Origin of the sequence: Neomicrococcus aestuarii (assembly GCF_014201135.1) — a bacterium.
Lineage (GTDB): Bacteria > Actinomycetota > Actinomycetes > Actinomycetales > Micrococcaceae > Neomicrococcus > Neomicrococcus aestuarii.
Window position 1 is genome coordinate 2,779,252 of the sequence record NZ_JACHDR010000001.1, and the last position, 16,199, is coordinate 2,795,450.

Annotated in this window: 12 protein-coding genes, 1 tRNA gene and 1 pseudogene; 9 read left to right on the top strand and 5 right to left on the bottom strand. The window is 59.3% G+C overall.

Annotated elements, in window-relative coordinates; all coding sequences use genetic code 11:
* Positions 1-903 (top strand): metal ABC transporter permease, encoded by a 903-nt coding sequence (locus tag HD598_RS12720; protein ID WP_183666345.1) that lies wholly within the window; start codon positions 1-3, stop codon positions 901-903.
* Here the strand turns inward: HD598_RS12720 and HD598_RS12725 are convergent.
* Positions 843-1,307 carry a Fur family transcriptional regulator gene (locus tag HD598_RS12725; RefSeq protein ID WP_183666347.1) on the bottom strand — a complete coding sequence of 155 codons (465 nt, stop codon included), beginning with the start codon at positions 1,305-1,307 and terminating at the stop codon, positions 843-845. The genes HD598_RS12720 and HD598_RS12725 overlap by 61 nt on opposite strands.
* Positions 1,308-1,400: 93 nt before the next feature.
* On the opposite strand from HD598_RS12725, the gene HD598_RS12730 reads away from it, so the two are divergent.
* From HD598_RS12730 to HD598_RS12745, 4 genes are read left to right on the top strand one after another with little or no spacing between them, the layout of a single operon-like run.
* On the top strand, positions 1,401-2,069 hold the full coding sequence (locus HD598_RS12730; protein ID WP_183666349.1) for an MBL fold metallo-hydrolase: 669 nt from the start codon (positions 1,401-1,403) through the stop codon (positions 2,067-2,069).
* Complete coding sequence (locus tag HD598_RS12735; RefSeq protein ID WP_260170572.1) at positions 2,059-3,015, top strand: sulfurtransferase; 957 nt, start codon at positions 2,059-2,061, stop codon at positions 3,013-3,015. Before HD598_RS12730 ends, HD598_RS12735 begins: the two co-directional genes overlap by 11 nt.
* A gap of 41 nt (positions 3,016-3,056) precedes the next feature.
* The gene (locus HD598_RS12740; RefSeq protein WP_183666350.1) at positions 3,057-4,214 is read left to right on the top strand and encodes an NAD(P)-dependent alcohol dehydrogenase; all 1,158 of its coding nucleotides are present in this window, start codon (positions 3,057-3,059) and stop codon (positions 4,212-4,214) included.
* A 2-nt stretch (positions 4,215-4,216) separates the two neighbouring features.
* Positions 4,217-4,660: an HIT family protein gene (locus HD598_RS12745; RefSeq protein WP_183666352.1), complete on the top strand. Its 444-nt coding sequence runs from the start codon at positions 4,217-4,219 to the stop codon at positions 4,658-4,660.
* A 68-nt stretch (positions 4,661-4,728) separates the two neighbouring features.
* On the opposite strand, the gene hrpA is transcribed toward HD598_RS12745, so the two are convergent.
* Positions 4,729-8,748: an ATP-dependent RNA helicase HrpA gene (gene hrpA / locus HD598_RS12750; protein ID WP_183666354.1), complete on the bottom strand. Its 4,020-nt coding sequence runs from the start codon at positions 8,746-8,748 to the stop codon at positions 4,729-4,731.
* A gap of 124 nt (positions 8,749-8,872) precedes the next feature.
* Positions 8,873-9,922, bottom strand: a complete 1,050-nt coding sequence (locus HD598_RS12755) for a hypothetical protein (protein ID WP_183666356.1) — start codon at positions 9,920-9,922, stop codon at positions 8,873-8,875.
* Positions 9,923-10,262: 340 nt separating this feature from the next.
* On the opposite strand from HD598_RS12755, the pseudogene HD598_RS12760 reads away from it, so the two are divergent.
* Positions 10,263-10,751: pseudogene (locus tag HD598_RS12760) on the top strand (cysteine hydrolase); the annotation flags it as partial.
* Between the two features lie 15 nt (positions 10,752-10,766).
* Here the strand turns inward: HD598_RS12760 and HD598_RS12765 are convergent.
* Together HD598_RS12765 and HD598_RS13800 are read right to left on the bottom strand one after the other, a co-directional pair.
* Positions 10,767-10,842: transfer RNA gene (locus HD598_RS12765), tRNA-Arg, on the bottom strand.
* Between the two features lie 45 nt (positions 10,843-10,887).
* A complete protein-coding gene (locus tag HD598_RS13800; protein WP_183666360.1) occupies positions 10,888-11,649 on the bottom strand; it encodes a DivIVA domain-containing protein in 762 nt (253 codons plus the stop codon).
* Between the two features lie 140 nt (positions 11,650-11,789).
* Here HD598_RS13800 and argS point away from each other — a divergent pair, with 140 nt between their 5' ends.
* Genes argS through HD598_RS12785 form a run of 3 tightly spaced genes read left to right on the top strand, consistent with a single transcriptional unit; the run spans position 11,790 to position 16,196 of the window.
* The gene (gene argS, locus HD598_RS12775; RefSeq protein WP_183666362.1) at positions 11,790-13,433 is read left to right on the top strand and encodes an arginine--tRNA ligase; all 1,644 of its coding nucleotides are present in this window, start codon (positions 11,790-11,792) and stop codon (positions 13,431-13,433) included.
* Positions 13,434-13,435: 2 nt separating this feature from the next.
* Positions 13,436-14,887: a diaminopimelate decarboxylase gene (gene lysA / locus HD598_RS12780; RefSeq protein WP_071893328.1), complete on the top strand. Its 1,452-nt coding sequence runs from the start codon at positions 13,436-13,438 to the stop codon at positions 14,885-14,887.
* A 4-nt stretch (positions 14,888-14,891) separates the two neighbouring features.
* A complete protein-coding gene (locus HD598_RS12785) occupies positions 14,892-16,196 on the top strand; it encodes a homoserine dehydrogenase (RefSeq protein WP_183666363.1) in 1,305 nt (434 codons plus the stop codon).
* The last annotated feature ends 3 nt before the right edge of the window (positions 16,197-16,199 follow it).

Consider the following 16,199-nt stretch of genomic DNA (forward strand, 5'->3'; position numbering starts at 1 on the left):
GTGGACTTCAGTGATATTTGGAGCACCATTTTCTCTTTCGAGAACTACCGGGAGCTTTTGCCGCTCGTGACAAACTCGCTCATCGCGGGTGCCATCCTTGGCGTGGTGGGCGGCTTGATTGGCGTCTTTGTGATGACTCGCGATATGGCCTTCGCGGTGCACGGCATCGCGGAGCTCAGCTTCGCGGGAGCGGCCTTTGCGCTGCTCATTGGTGCGAACGTCGTGTGGGGCTCCGTGGTGGGATCGCTGATCGCCGCCGTGGTGCTCGGCGCGCTGGGATCTCAAGCCAGCGATCGCAACGCCGTCACCGGTGTCATCATGCCGTTCGGATTAGGACTTGGAATCTTGTTCTTGTCCTTGTATGAGGGACGTAGCGCCAACAAGTTCGGCCTGCTCACAGGTCAGATTGTCTCCGTGGATACCGTGCAGCTGGAGCTGCTGATGTGGGGCGCAATCGTGGTGATTGCCGCGCTCATCGTGATGTGGCGACCGCTCATGTTTGCCTCCGTGGATCCCACGGTGGCAATGGCCAAGGGCGTACCGGTTCGCGGGTTGTCCATCGCGTTCATGGTGGTGTTGGGCCTTGCCGTAGCGCTGTCCATCCAAGTGGTGGGCTCACTACTGGTGCTCGCCCTCTTGATCACGCCGGCGGCTGCCGCACTTCTGGTGTCCTCGCGTCCACCGGTGGTGATGGCGTTGAGCGTGGTATTCGCGATGGCAAGCGTGGTGGGTGGCATTCTGTTGTCCCTTGCGGGCCGCTTGCCGATTAGCCCCTACGTGACCACGTTGAGCTTCCTGATTTACGCGATCTGCCGCACCTACAATTGGGTACGACGACGCAACTACCGTGCGCGGGCACGCGCGGAACACTCCGCGCACAATCCCGAAATTTCTACCACGTGAGTGGCTTGAGTAAAGCCATGTTTCGCAGCTATTGAGGCCGCCCACTCTTCGACGTGGGGGGCCTCAATTTCTACCGTCTTGCCGCAACCGCGGCACAAGAGATGGTGATGGTGCTCGTCCATGTGGCACTGCCGGAAAATTGATTCGCCTTCTTGAGTGCGCACTACGTCCACGGTGCCTTCATCGGCCATGGACTGCAAAATGCGGTAGACCGTTGCTAGCGAGACTTTTTCGCCTCGATTCTGAAGCCACACAAAAAGCTCTTGAGCGCTCATAAAGTCCGGAACTTCACCCAACGCTGCTTCAACGGATCGGCGTTGCCTAGTATTGCGCACAGGAACGGAACGGTTCTCAGCTGCGTTGGTGGCGGACGTCGGTTCGGTGGGAGCCTGCTCGGTGGACATATTCCTCCTTGGACAAGAACCTCCATTTTACGTCGTTAATATCCCGGCGCCGAAAGCGTGCTTCACCTTATGTCGGGGTCGTAGGCTGAAGCCATGAAGCTCACCAAGTTTGGCCACTCTTGTGTTCGCCTGGAAAAGGACTTGAAGGTTCTGGTCCTTGATCCCGGGAGCGAAAGCGACGTCGATTCAGCTCTCAGCGGTGCGAACGCCGTCCTCATCACCCACGAACACGCTGATCACTTTGATGCCGCCCGCGTGATGCCATTGCTGGAAGCGAATCCTGGCGTCACGATCTACGCGCCGAAGACAGTCGCCGATGCGATCCGCGATCAAGCCTCAGCGTCCCTCGCCCAGCGGGTGAAAGTTCCGGCCGTTGGTGAGCCCTTCGACGTTGCCGGGTTCGGCATCGACGCTTTTGGTGGTCAGCACGCCGTCATTCACCCGCTGATTCCCGTGGTGGCAAACCTGGGGTACTTGATTGACGGGAAAGTTTTCCACCCCGGAGATTCCTTCACGGTGCCGGAGGCCGTTGCCACCTCCCAGCTTGAGGTGCTTCTGGTGCCATTTCAGGCTCCCTGGTCAAAGACCGCCGAAGTGTTGGACTTCGTGATCTCCGTGCGCCCGGCGCGTGCGTTTCCCATTCACGACGCCATGGTCAATGACCGAGGCCGTGCGGTGATCGAAAAACACTTGGCCTCTATCTCTGCTCGCTTCGGAACCTCGTACCAGAATCTTGAGAGCGGTGTGGGCGTTGAGCTCTGAGAACAACTCTAAAATCATTATTTCCAAGAACAGCGTTGAGAACAGCGCCGACGTGCGCCCTCAGCCGGCTCTCATGGATACCCACGAGCTTGCAGCTCGACTAGACCGCGGGGATCGCGTGGTCCTGATAGATGTGCGCTGGTCCTTAGCGGCATCACTCGCCAAGACTGAAGAGTCGACTACGCCGGTGGGCTTCGAGGACTACCAGTCTGGTCACCTGCCGGGCGCGCTCTTTGTGGATCTCGAGACCGAACTCGCGGCTCCGCCCACCCGCGAAGATGGCCGCCACCCTTTGCCGTCCCACGAGGCATTCCAAGAGACGGTGCGATCACTGGGTATTGAACAAGATGACCTCGTGGTGGTCTATGACTCGGTCGCAGGAATGTCTGCAGCGCGGGCGTGGTGGCTTCTGAGCAACGCAGGAATTCGTTGCTCGGTCTTGGACGGTGGGCTCAATGCCTGGGTCAGCGCAGGGGGAGCCCTCGAAACCGGAAATGTCCCGCGGCCGCAACCCAGCGTCGTCGTACTCCCGTGGAATCTTAAGCCCATAGTGAAGCATCAGGACGTCGCCTCCTTCGCCCAATTCGGGTCACTTCTGGACGCGCGAGCGGGGGAGCGCTACCGCGGTGAGACCGAACCGATCGACCCTCGTGCCGGACACATCCGCGGTGCTATCAGTGCGCCGACCAGCGAGAACGTCACCGCAGAAGGGTATTTCAAGTCCACCGAAGCACTGCAAGCGCGCTTTGCGCCGCTGTTTACAGAAGGGAATGAGAAGGATCGTCCGGTCGCCGCGTACTGCGGATCCGGAATTACCGCGTCGCACCAAATTCTGGCGCTCGAGGTGGCCGGAATCGAGGCGGCACTCTATCCGGGTTCGTGGTCACAATGGTCCGCTGACGAGCACCTCCCCGTGGCTACCGGAAACGAACGAACACTAGATTAGGCGGCCTGCTCGCGGCAGTTGAGAAGTGGTACTTTCGAGGTATGACTCCAAACGCTGGCCGCCCCGTGCCTCCCGCCCTAAAAGATCTAGCAGCTTTGCGCGATAGCGTTTCCGCCGGCCGCACCGCCCACGCCGTGGGTATGGTGCAAGAAGGCGGACAGCTTGAGCGCCTCGACATTCCGCGCCGCGCCGTAGGACCCCGCGACATCGATATTGATATTGACTTCTGCGGATTGTGCCACTCCGATGTGCACTCCGCTCGCGGTGAGTGGGGCACCAAGAAGCTTCCGCTCGTCACCGGTCACGAAATCGTGGGCCGTGTAGTGGCACTTGGTGGCGAGGTTGAAGGCTTCGAAATTGGCGAGCGCGTGGGCGTGGGCTGTCTCGTGGACTCCTGCGGACAGTGCGAATCCTGCGAACAGGGCTTGGAACAGTACTGCCTCAACGGAGCCATTGGCACCTACGCGGCCACCAACCCGAAGACCGGCGAATACACTCAGGGCGGATACTCCACCTCGATTGTGGTGGATCAGGACTTCGTGCTGCACGTTCCGGAGAACCTTGACCCGGCCGCCGCAGCCCCGATTCTCTGCGCCGGAATTACCACGTTCTCCCCACTGAACCACTTGTTCGTGGACGAGGATGATCAGGTAGGTGTAGTTGGTTTGGGCGGGCTCGGCCACATGGCCGTCAAGCTGGCCAAGGCCATGGGCGCCGTTGTCACCGTCTTCACCACGTCTGAATCCAAGATTGAGGCCGCTCGTGAACTCGGTGCAGACCGCGTGGTGCTCTCCCGCGATGAGGAAGCCATGAAGGATGCTCGCGGATCCTTGGACGTCATCATCGACACCGTCGCGGCCCCTCATGATCTGAACGCCTACTTGCGCACCTTGAAGGTGGACGGTGCGTTGGTGCAGGTGGGCTTGCCTTCTGAAGACATGCCTCCCATCAAACCCGGCGCACTCATCTCTCGCCGTTTGACCTACATGGGATCCAACATCGGCGGGATCGCTGAAACCCAAGAGGTGCTGGACTTCTGTGCCGAACACGGCATCGTGAGCGACGTTGAAGTTGTCACCGTGGACCAGGTTAACGAGGCTTGGGAGCGCATGGTGGCTGGCGACGTGAAGTACCGCTTTGTGCTGGACGTCAACAGCTTGCGTGAGGCCGCAGCCTCTGCCGAAACCGTAGGAGCGTAACGGTGAGCACCGTATTTTCTAAGATCATTTCCGGTGAATTCCCTGGTCGCTTTGTGTGGGCCGATGAGAAGGTTGTTGCCTTCTTGTCGATCGGACCGATCACCAAGGGACACACTCTGGTGGTGCCGCGTCAAGAGATCGACAAGTGGACGGACGCCCCCGCTGAGCTCGTGGCGCACGCTACCGAAGTGGCCCAGAAGATTGGTGCCGCTCAGGTGACGGCGTTTGGTGCCGAGCGCGCAGGCCTCATGATTGCGGGCTTCGAAGTGCCGCACCTTCACGTGCACGTGTGGCCCGTGAATTCGCTGGATGATTTCAATCTTGCGAATGCGCGCACTGATGTTCCAGATGCGGAGTTCGACGACGCAGCTCACCTCTTGCGCGTTGCTTTGCGGCAAGCGGGCCACACGGATTCTGTGGCTGACGCGGGTCCGTTGCCTGCTTAGGGAGAACCTGGGGCATCGTCTATGACGTACCCGGGCCGCTGAATCCGCCGCCCCGAGCGGGCGTTGGCTCAGTTCTTGAGCTGGGCCAACGCTTCGCGGAGCGCGGTGCGGATCCGCTTTTCTGACACCGGATGCGCCGTGCCGAGTTCTTGAGCAAACAAGCTGACACGGAACTCTTCAAGCATCCACTTGATCTTTGCTAGCTCCGCTGGCGTGCTTTGGTTGGGCAACAACTGATCCAACGCGGAGTCATACTCATCCTCGAGCGCCTGAATTGCTGTGATGTTCTGGGCTTCTCGCGGAGCCGAACCGGACTGAAGCTTATCCAGTCGCTTCTCCATGCCCTGCAAGTACCGCGGAAGGTGTCGCAATTGTGCTGCACCTGTGCGGGCCACAAACCCTGGGTACACCAGCAACTCCAGCTGGCTCTTGATATCTGCCAGACTCGCGGCCAAAGCCGGGGAATGTGAAGCAGAGAGTCGCTTGGTGATGCGCAGCGAGCTGGACAGTGTTTTCTCCACCAAAGCCGTGATGCTAAAGACCGTGTCGATCAAATCCGCGCGCACTGCATCGTAGAGCTTCTGGAACTCTTCTTGCGTGAAGGGCAGATTCGCCGGCACCAACGCGTCAATTGCGGCCAGCGAACTGTCCCGAATCAGCTCATCCACGGAACCGTGCGGGTTCTGCGAAAACACCAGCTTCTCGTTATTTTTCAGGTGATCCAGCACGTAGCGAGCCGGCGAAGGAATGGTCAGCTGAAGCAAACGCACTACACCGGCACGGTGAGCCGCTTGTTGTTCGGCGACGCTTCTAAAAACCGTCAACCGAACGGTAGTGACTTCGTCCGCAAGTGCCGGATAGGCCGTGATGGTTTTCCCGGCAACCGTGGATTCGATCTTGCGATGAATGACTCCGCGTTCGCCGACGTTCTGGTCCCACTGTTTGATGCCTGCGTGTTCCCACGTGCCGCGCACCTCCGAGGCTGCAGAGTTGCCAGCCGTCCGAGCATTTTTACCCTTCGGCAAAGTTTTGGGTGTGGCGCTGGGTGCGTTCTTGTTCCCTTGAGCGCCGGCAGTCGCTTTAGCCCCGGGTGTCTTTGATGCACCGGGCTGGGGTGATTCTAGGCTTGCAGCAATCGCCTGTCGGTTCTGGGTGGCAAGAGAGACCTGCAGGTACTTGAGGTCTTCGGAACGAGCCAACACCTTGTTGGTAGAACCGAGGACTTCGAACTTCGCTTTAAGGTGTGCAGGAACTGCGTCCCAATTCCAGGAGCCGGGCGGGATGACGAATCCGCGTAGACGTCGAAGAACCAGCTCAAGGGAAGGCTCCAGCGCATCGGTAGTGGGGTCAAACTCGGCGTTGAGCGCGGCAGTTGCTTGACGGGCCACGTCCGGGGCCGGGACAAAGTTCTTCCGGATGTTCTTGGGCAAAGACTTGATGAGCGCCGTGACCAGTTCTTCTCGGAAGCCCGGAACCTGCCAGGCAAAACGTGCCGGATCCAGCTGGTTCAAGAACAGCACGGGGACACGAACGGTTACACCGTCGCTCTCGTCGTCGCGCGCCGCGGGATTGAACTCGTAGCGCAAATCCAGCTCAAGATCGCCGTGCCGCATGGTGCGCGGGTAGGCGCTCTCATCCACGTTGTCCGCTTCATCGCTACGCAGAGCGTCGGCGTCGAAGTCTAGAAGTGTGGGGTTGTCCTGCTGGGCCTTCTTCCACCACGCGTCAAAGTGGCGTTCACTCGTGACGTCGGGACCGACGCGCTCGTTATAGAAGTCAAAGAGGTCTTGATCGGAGACACGGAGGTCGCGGCGACGAGTTCGAGTTTCGAGCTCTTCAATGTCCTCAAGGAGCTTACGGTTTCGTGCGAAGAAGGCGTGGCGGGTCTTCCAATCGCCTTCCACGAGCGCGTGCTGAATGAACATTTCGCGCGCCAAACGCAGGTTGACGTTGCGGAACTGGATACGCCGTTGGGGAACCACCGGGAGACCAAATGCTGTGACCTTCTCATAAGCCATGACCGATCCCAAGGTGGAAGACCAATGGGGTTCAGAGTAGGTCTTCTTCACGAGGTGGGGAGCAACAAGCTCCACCCACGCGGGATCGAATTTCGCGTTAGTCCTCGCCCAGAGGCGGGAGGTTTCCACGAGCTCGGCGGCCATGACCCAGTCGGGCTTCTTCTTGAACAAGGAGGACCCTGGGAAGACTGCGAAGCGACTGCCGCGCGCGCCTTGGTATTCGCGCTTGCGTTCATCCCATAAACCAATGTGACTCACCAGTCCGGAGAGCAAAGACATGTGTACGTTGTCCGCGTTGGCTACTGGATCAATGGGAGCCGCTGCGATCTTGATGCCCACGGACTTGGCCAACTGGCGCAACTGAGTGAACAGGTCCTGCCACTCGCGCACGCGGAGATAGTTGATGAACTCTTGCTTGCACAAGCGCCGGAAAGCGGACGAGGAGAGTTCTTGCTGCTTCTCCTGAAGGTAACGCCACAAATTCAAGTAACCCAAGAAGTCAGAGGATTCGTCCTCGAAACGTCGATGAAGCTCGGTGGCGCGCTCGCGCTTTCCGCTCTCTTGAGAAGGGCGCTCTCGAGGGTCCTGAATGCTCAGCGCGGCAGCCAAAACCATGACTTCCTTGGCACAGTCGCGCTGACCGGCCTCTAGGATCATGCGACCTAAGCGCACGTCCACGGGAAGTTTGGCTAGCTGGCGTCCGGTACGAGTGATGCCGTTGGCGTTCCTGCCGCCGGCAGTCCCGCTGCCCGCGCCGCTGCCGCCACCCATGGCGCCCAGCTCACGCAACAACAGCACGCCGTCGTTCACGGCCTTCGCATCCGGCTTCTCAACGAACGGGAAATCGCCAACATCTTTCGGGGAAGAAATGATGCCCATCGCGCTCATGCTCAATATGACCGAGGCCAGATTGGTGCGCAGGATTTCAGGGTCCGTGAACTCCGGGCGTGAGGTGAAATCGTCTTCGGAATACAGGCGGATGGCAATGCCATCGCTCACGCGGCCACAACGGCCCGAACGCTGATTAGCGCTCGCTTGCGAGATACGTTCAATGGGGAGCCGCTGAACCTTAGTGCGGTGTGAGTAGCGGGAGATACGTGCAACACCTGTATCGATCACGTACTTGATGCCCGGAACCGTCAGCGAGGTTTCCGCAACGTTCGTTGCCAAGATAATGCGCCGCTGGGAACCGGGATTGAAGACGCGGTGCTGCTCGGCCAAGGACAAGCGTGCAAACAGCGGCAGGATCTCCGTGCCAGCGAGACGGCGATTGCGTTCCACAAGTGAACGTAGTGCATCCGCGGCGTCGCGGATCTCCCGTTCTCCCGAGAGGAACACCAGAATGTCGCCGGGGGCTTCCTTGGACAGTTCCACCACGGCATCGCAAATACCGTCGACGGGGTCTTTGTCTTCTTCAAGAGCGGACTCGGGATCCAGCTCATCCTCATCCAAGGAGGGGTCTGCAGCCAACGGCCGGTAGCGGATTTCCACCGGATAGGTACGCCCGGACACCTCGATGATGGGTGCCGGGGTGGTTTCGGTACCAAAGTGGTTGGCGAAGCGCTCGGGGTCAATCGTTGCCGACGTGATGACAATCTTCAGATCCGGGCGCTGGGGGAGGAGCCGCTTGAGGTACCCCATGAGGAAATCGATGTTCAAGCTGCGCTCGTGGGCCTCGTCAATGATGATGGCGCTGTAACGCTCGAGCTTACGATCCTGCGGGACCTCGGCCAGCATAATGCCGTCCGTCATGAGCTTCACTTGGGTTTGCTTAGAGACCTCGCCGGTGAAGCGAACCTGGTAGCCCACCTCGTCGCCGATCTCCACGCTAAGCTCCTCAGCAAGACGCTCAGCGACCGTGCGTGCTGCCAGACGACGGGGCTGCGTATGTCCAATGACACCGCGCTCGCCGTACCCCATCTCCAAAAGCATCTTGGGGAGCTGCGTGGTCTTGCCCGAACCCGTTTCACCGGCAACGATCACCACTTGGTGCTCAGAAATTGCCTTCTTGATATCTTCGCGGCGCGCGCTAACAGGCAGGGATTCGGGGTATGAAATCGTCAAGGCCATAGCTCACCAAGCTTAGTGGAAAGCCCCGGCCCTCACGCAATGGCGCGAGAACCGGGGCTAACCGAACTCAACCCACTCGTCTCGGGAAGTTAATCCTCGAAGCCGAGCGGCGTCGTCGTACTACTTACTTCTGAAACTGAACGCGCTCCCAGGTCAACAGCTCATCAGTCTGCTGGTTTGCAGGAGCCACGGAAACACTCAACCACTCATTGCTGGTAGCGGCACCCGCAACCGTGATGCGCTGCAAGTTGGTGAGCGGCTCAATGCCGTAGACGTTCACCCAAGGGGAACCCTCAGCAAGCGGCTCATCAGCGTTGTAGACGTGGGAGTCACCGTTGAACAAGTACACCGGACCGTCGAAGGAACGAGCGCCAGCTGCAATTGCCTCAACCGTCTCATGGAAGCCGGAGACCAGCTCTGGGTTCTGCTCCACGTTCTGAGTCAACTGCCATGGATCAAACATGTCAGCCTGCGTCATGATGACCACGCCGCGAGCGTTAGTCTTCTCAGCCTTCGCGAACGTCTGGTTGATCAGCGCAACGTTGGCCTCGGTGCGGTGCGCTTCCTCAGCGAGCTGCTCATCAGTCGCCTCCGTCAAGCCCAAGCCGGACCATGGAGCCAACGAGTTATTGGAGCCCTGAACATCCACCACAGCGAACTCAACGCGCTGCTTCGTGAAGCTCACGTTCTCCGGCAAACCGATCGCTGCCTGAGACTTCACTGGCATGGTGGCGCCGAGAGTCTTGTTGGCAACTGGGAAGAAGATTTCGCGCAGCGTGTCAAGACGCTCGAGAGGATTGTAGGAGCCATTGTTCGTGCGGTGGCAGTCAACCCACTCGTTATCACCCGGAGTGTAAATCAGGGGAGTCTCTAGGCGGTCAAACTGCGCGCGAATCATCTGGAAGTACTCGTCCGTGCACTGAGCGGAGCCGGCCTTGATGTCACCCACGTGGGTGAGGAAGGACAAATCCGTTTGCGTGTTCAGATCCGAGATCATGGAAGGGAATTCGGCAACCTGGGCTGCGCCGTAAGGGACGTCGCCGAACACGCCGAAAGTGTAGGCGTCCTTGGTGTTTTCCGCGGCAGGTGCGGCGACGGCTGGGGTGGAAAGTGAGGCGGCAAGGGCGACGGCGCCTGCTACCGCGCCGAGGCGGGTCAAGAAAGTGCGAGTCATGAGAATCTCCTAAAGAAGGAAGAGAAAGTATCCACTATGGAACACCCGCGATCGTAGGCTCGAGAAGTGACGTGCAAGCGACGCGAAGGTGACCAGAACGTGAATGGGGAAAGAATCGGACTAACGCTGTCGCTGCACAAGGAGTGGGATGCGTTACGAATGTACGGGTGTCTTTGTGGTGGCGCTGAACGCGTTGAGGAACAAGCGCTACCACCGGTGAGTTGTCTCTTGTTGTGAGCTAAATTGCGATTTTACGAGCCAAGGGCGATAGGCGCTCTTTGGCTCATAAACTGAGCCTGAACGGGGTGCTTTGAGCGACCCGTGATCACACCCTAAGTCCCAGAATCTGGTGGGCAACGTCAGCACCATCCTCGACGCCGCTCGTGCAGCAGGCGCTCCTGTGATTTTTAACCGCATTGTGGTGTACCCAGGTGCAGCTGGCGGAACCAACGCCCCGATCTCCAACATGCTGGGCTCAGAGTCATTCAAGTTAGGAAGCTGGGGAGCTGAGATCGTTGACGAGCTCAAGCCAGCTGACAGTGACATTGTTCTGGACCGTAACCGCATGAGCGCTTTCAACGGCAGTGGACTGGACTTCATCCTGCGCAACTTGGGCGTTTCCAAGGTTGTTGTGGTGGGTGGCTGGACCAACATGGCCGTTGAGCACACCGTGCGTGACGCAGCTGATCACGGCTTTGAAGTTTCGATTGTTTCCGACGCCACGTCCAGCATCAATGCGGAATGGCATGAGGCTGCTTTGAGCTTCGCCTTGTTGAACATTGCCACGATCACTGACACGAAGTCTGTGGTGGAAGCGCCGAACGCCTAGTCGGCTAGTAAAAGATGGTGCCCTCGAAAGGATTCGAACCTTCGACCTTCTGCTCCGGAGGCAGACGCTCTATCCCCTGAGCTACGAGGGCGGGGGTCCCGAAAGGACAGCTAAGAGCTTAGCAGGACTTTTTAGCTCAGCCCCAACTGCCGGTGCGTCGGTGCTCCACGTCAGGGTCTTCTTCAGAACCAGTTGATCGTGGAGCTTCAGGCAGGCGCGCCGGCGGGCCATCCACATGTCCGGGAAGAATTCGGAAATGCGGTTTGCGTGCAGAAGTCTCTTGCGATGCTGCGGCCTCGGTGATGCGAGGCGCGGGAGATTGAACCTGCGGACGAGCTACCGGGCGTGATTCGCGGCGAGGCTCGGGAGCAATTATTGACTCTTCTGACGGTTTAGGTGCTGAGGCCGACTCAACCTGGCTCACCCGGGGGAACGCGAATTCGCCGCGGCCCTGTTCGTAACGGTGCAGGGTTTCGAAGATGCGATTCACGAAAGCGTCAACTTCGCCTTGGTGGTAGCCCTCGCGATTCTTGGTGGTACTAAAAGCGATCTCTGGAATTTCGGTGGACATCAGAATGCCGGCCGGAAGGCGGTACCGGGGCCCCCGTTCATGGGCCACGAGCGCCTCATGAACGTGGCTTAGGAGGTTATCAACCTCGAGAGTCTCGTACCCCTCGTGGAACGTCACGGCGGAGAACTTGACGTTTTCAAGCTCCTCAGCGGTGACCGAACCGGGCCAGGACGTTGCCTTTCGGTGACGTTCCTCATACTCCATCAGTTGGCGCGCAAGCTTCTTGTTGGCCAGATGGCGACGAAGCTTATCGGCAACCACAACAAGAACGGCCAGCGCCGCGACGGCGCCACCGATCCACCAAACAAGGGCAAGAAACGAGTCCACGAACACTATTCTCTCGATTTATTGCGGTAAGTGGTTCTCGAAACACCAGAAGTGGGCACAATTTTTTCAAAGAGTGTCACAACGGGGCTTTCCGCTGTAGCGGCGCGAAAACTCAAGTTCCTCGCGGGTATCCTTGACGGGTGACTCCAGAAGAACTCTCCCTTGCCATTCGTTCCGTCCTTGACAAACTCATCTCACAAGGCGCTATTGCCGTTGAGTTGCCTGACGAGGTTCGAGTGGAGCGGCCTAAGAGCCGCGAGCACGGAGACTGGGCTACCAACGTTGCACTCCAGTTGGGCAAGAAGGCGGGGATGAACCCACGTGCCTTCGCCGAATTGGTTCAAGGCGAGCTATCCGCGCTCGACGGAATCGAGTCCGTCGAGATCGCCGGCCCCGGCTTTATGAACATCCGCCTAGCGGCAGGCGCTGCAGGCGAACTGGCAAAGACCATTGTTGAAGCCGGCGACGTCTACGGAACGGGCGAGACCCTCAAGGGTCAGCGCATCAACCTGGAATTCGTCTCCGCTAATCCCACGGGTCCCATCCACTTGGGTGGAACCCGCTGGGCGGCAGTTGGCGATTCGCTGGCTCGTATTTTGACCGCGCAAGGCGCAAAGGTCACTCGCGAGTACTACTTCAACGACCACGGCAACCAGATTGACCGCTTCGCGCGCTCCTTGCTGGCCAGCGCCAAGGGTGAAGCTGCCCCCGAGGACGGTTATGGCGGACAGTACATCCATGACATCGCTGCAGCCGTCACGGCTCAGAAACCAGACATCTTGGAATCTGAGGATCCGCAAGAAGAGTTCCGTGCGCGCGGCGTTGACCTCATGTTTGCTGAGATCCGCAATTCGCTCCACGACTTCGGGGTGGACTTTGACGTCTACTTCCACGAGAACTCGCTCTTTGAAGAAGGCGCTGTTGAGAAGGCACTCGAGGAACTCAAGGGTTCCGGAAAGCTCTACTTCAATGACGGTGCTTGGTGGCTTCGTTCCACCGAGTTCGGTGATGACAAGGACCGCGTGGTTATCAAGTCCGATGGCAACGCTGCCTACATTGGCGGAGACATCGCTTATGCGCGCAACAAGTTCGAGCGCGGCTTCACCACCAGCATCTACATGCTGGGTGCTGACCACCACGGATACGTCGCACGCTTGAAAGCTGCCGCGGCCGCTCTGGGTTACAACCCGGACGGCATCGAAGTGCTTATCGGCCAGATGGTGAACCTCGTCAAGGACGGCACCCCCGTGCGTATGTCTAAGCGCGCCGGCACTGTCGTCACGCTCGAGGACCTCGTGGAAATCGTGGGTGTAGACGCGGCGCGTTACTCCCTCGCTCGTTACTCCACTGACTCCAACATCGACATCGACTTGGATCTGCTTCAGCAGCAGACCAACGAGAACCCGGTGTTCTACGTGCAGTACGCGCATGCTCGTTCCCGTCAGGCTGCCCGCAATGCGGAGGCCTCGGGCGTGGTGCGCGGAGAATTGGACGCTACCCAGTTGGTCTCCGAGTGGGATAACGACCTGCTCGCGGCACTCGCACAGTTCCCCGCGATGGTCTCGGCCGCGGCCGAATTCCGCGAGCCACACCGTGTTGCCCGCTACCTCGAATCGCTTGCCGGTACGTACCACCGCTGGTACGGCAACAGCCGCATTGCTCCGCTTGCGGGCGAAGAGATTACCGCACAGAACCAGGCACGCTTGTGGCTCAACGACGCCACGGCTCAGGTGCTCAAGTCCGGACTGAGCCTGTTGGGCGTGTCCGCTCCGGAAAGGATGTAAAGGTGCCGATTTCACCCCTGGCTCCCGAATGGTTGAGCTTCCCTGCGGATGTCAACGCGCTGCGCCCGGCTGAATGGGCTGCTGGCGTGAGCCGTTCCCAGGACGACGACGCAGTCTCGATTCAGGGACTCAGCGTCAAGGACATTGCGGCTGAGTTTGGGACGCCGTTGTACGTCATGGATGCGGATGATTTCCGTTCCCGCGCGCGAGCCTTCAAGCAAGCTTTCGATGCGGCCTTCGCTGAGATCTGCGGGGGAGTAGACGTCTACTACGCAGGCAAAGCATTCTTGAGCTTCGACGTGGCCCGCTGGGTCAAGGAAGAAGGCCTCCGTCTGGACACCTGCTCCGGTGGAGAGCTAGCCCTCGCCCTGCGCGCGGGACTTGAGCCCGCGAACATCGGTTTGCACGGCAACAACAAGTCCGTCGCCGAAATCACCCGTGCCATCGAAGCCGGGTTAGGTCGCATTGTGGTGGATTCGCTCGATGAACTCGAACGCGTTTCAACCATCGCCAAGCGCCTTGGTCAGCAAGCCAACGTCATGTTGCGCTTGACCCCTGGCGTTCACGCGCACACTCACGAATTCATCGCCACCGCCCACGAGGACCAGAAGTTTGGCCTCTCCATGGTGGAAGGTGACCCGCTGCTCGATGGTGCCGGCGAAGTTGAAGGAAAGTCCCCAGCCTCCGTCGCTGTCAGCCGCGCGCTCAAGGACCCCAGCATCAACCTGCTCGGCATCCACAGCCACATCGGTTCCCAAATCTTCGACACCGACGGTTTCGCGCTCGCAGCCGAACGAATGGTGACGTTCCTCGGGGCAATCTCGCAACACCACGGCGTCGTACTTAAAGAACTGGACCTCGGCGGCGGCTTCGGCATCGCCTACACGGAACAGGACGAGCCGCGCAGCCCGGAAGAGCTCGCAAACGCTATGGCTGAAATCGTGAAGGTGTCCTGCGAACGTGCGGGAATTACGCCGCCGCGCATTTCCATTGAGCCAGGACGGTCAATTGTTGGCCCCACCACGTTCACGCTGTATGAAGTGGGAGTGCGCAAGACCGTCATCGTGGATAGCGAACTTGGCGATTCCCCGCGTCACTATGTGTCCGTGGATGGCGGCATGAGCGATAACGCTCGGCCCGTACTCTACGACGCCGATTACTCTGCTGTCCTAGCTAATCGGTCGTCACAGGCCGACGCAATAATTTCGCGAGTTGTAGGCAAACACTGCGAAAGTGGAGACATCGTGGTCAAGGATGCATACTTGCCCGCTGACATCACCGCCGGGGATTTGTTGGCCGTTCCAGCAACCGGAGCCTATTGTTGGGCGCTTGCTAGCAACTACAACTACCTAGGCCGCCCCGCTGTTGTAGCCGTCAGCGAGGGAGAAGCGCGCCTGATGATTCGCCGCGAAACAGAAGACGACTTGTTCGATCGTGATTTGGGAGCGAAGTAAATACGTGAATACCCTCAAGGTCGCCCTCCTCGGCGCCGGAAATGTTGGCTCTGAAGTAGCCCGCATTCTGATTGAAGATTCAGAAGTACTCGCAGCTCGTGCTGGCTCAAAGCTTGAGCTGATTGGCATTGCGGTGCGTGATACCGCAACGAAGCGCGGTCAGCACATTGCTCCCGAACTCTTGACCACGGACGCTGAAGCCCTCGTGGATCAAGCGGATCTTGTCATTGAGCTCATCGGTGGAATTGAACCGGCGGGATCGCTCGTGGCTCGTGCATTGAAACGCGGCTCCGTAGTGGTCACCGGTAACAAAGCGCTCCTTGCAGAGCGCGGCGCCGAACTCTTCCAGCTGGCTCGTGAAAATGGCGGCCACTTGGGCTTCGAAGCAGCAGTTGCTGGCGCGATCCCCATCCTGCGCCCTATCAACGAGTCACTTTCCGGCGACCGCATCACCAAGGTCATGGGCATCGTCAACGGCACCACCAACTTCATCTTGGACGCGATGGACACCACGGGTGCTGACTTCGCCGATGTTTTGAAGCAGGCTCAAGATCTGGGCTACGCCGAGGCGGACCCGACGGCCGATATTGAAGGCTTCGACGCCGCCGCGAAGGCCGCAATCCTCTCGATGCTGTCCTTCCACGCAGACTTCCGTCTTGGAGATGTTTACCGCGAAGGCATCACGTCCATCACCGCTGACGACGTCGACGCAGCGAAGGAAGCCGGCTTCGTAATCAAGCTTCTAGCGATCGCGGAACGTCTTGAAGACGGTGTCGCGATGCGCGTGCACCCCACGCTCATTCCTCGCGTTCACCCGCTGGGTGCCGTTCATGGCGCCTTCAACGCGGTGTTCGTCGAAGCGGACAACGCGGGCGAGCTCATGTTCTACGGCCAGGGTGCTGGCGGTCGTCCCACGGCTTCTGCCGTCATGGGCGACTTGGTCTCCGCAGTGCGTCGCCTGACGCGCGGTGTGGGCGCCGCTAAGGATGCCGACGAAGTGGTGGAAGTTCGTTCCTCGGATCTCAAGCCGTTGGGCATCGAGCACGTCATGACCAGCTACTGCATCGGTTTGACGGTCACGGACCGCCCCGGTGTGCTCTCTCGCATCGCCGCGATCTTCGCTGAGAACGGCGTCTCCATTGAACAAATGCGTCAGTCTCGCGGAAACGATGAAGAAAACCAGGCGTCCGTACTGCGCATCATCACCCACCGCGGTAGCGAGCAAGCGCTCGCCCAGACCGTAGCAAGCATTCGCGAGCTCGACGTAGTCTCGCGCGTCAATTCTGTCCTCCGAGTGGAAGGAAACTAACCG

Coding starts and splice junctions, on each gene's coding strand:
- HD598_RS12725 (WP_183666347.1), bottom strand. CDS start 1,307: ATGTCCACCGAGCAGGCTCCCACCGAACCGACGTCCGCCACCAACGCA.
- HD598_RS12730 (WP_183666349.1), top strand. CDS start 1,401: ATGAAGCTCACCAAGTTTGGCCACTCTTGTGTTCGCCTGGAAAAGGAC.
- HD598_RS12740 (WP_183666350.1), top strand. CDS start 3,057: ATGACTCCAAACGCTGGCCGCCCCGTGCCTCCCGCCCTAAAAGATCTA.
- hrpA (WP_183666354.1), bottom strand. CDS start 8,748: ATGGCCTTGACGATTTCATACCCCGAATCCCTGCCTGTTAGCGCGCGC.
- HD598_RS12755 (WP_183666356.1), bottom strand. CDS start 9,922: ATGACTCGCACTTTCTTGACCCGCCTCGGCGCGGTAGCAGGCGCCGTC.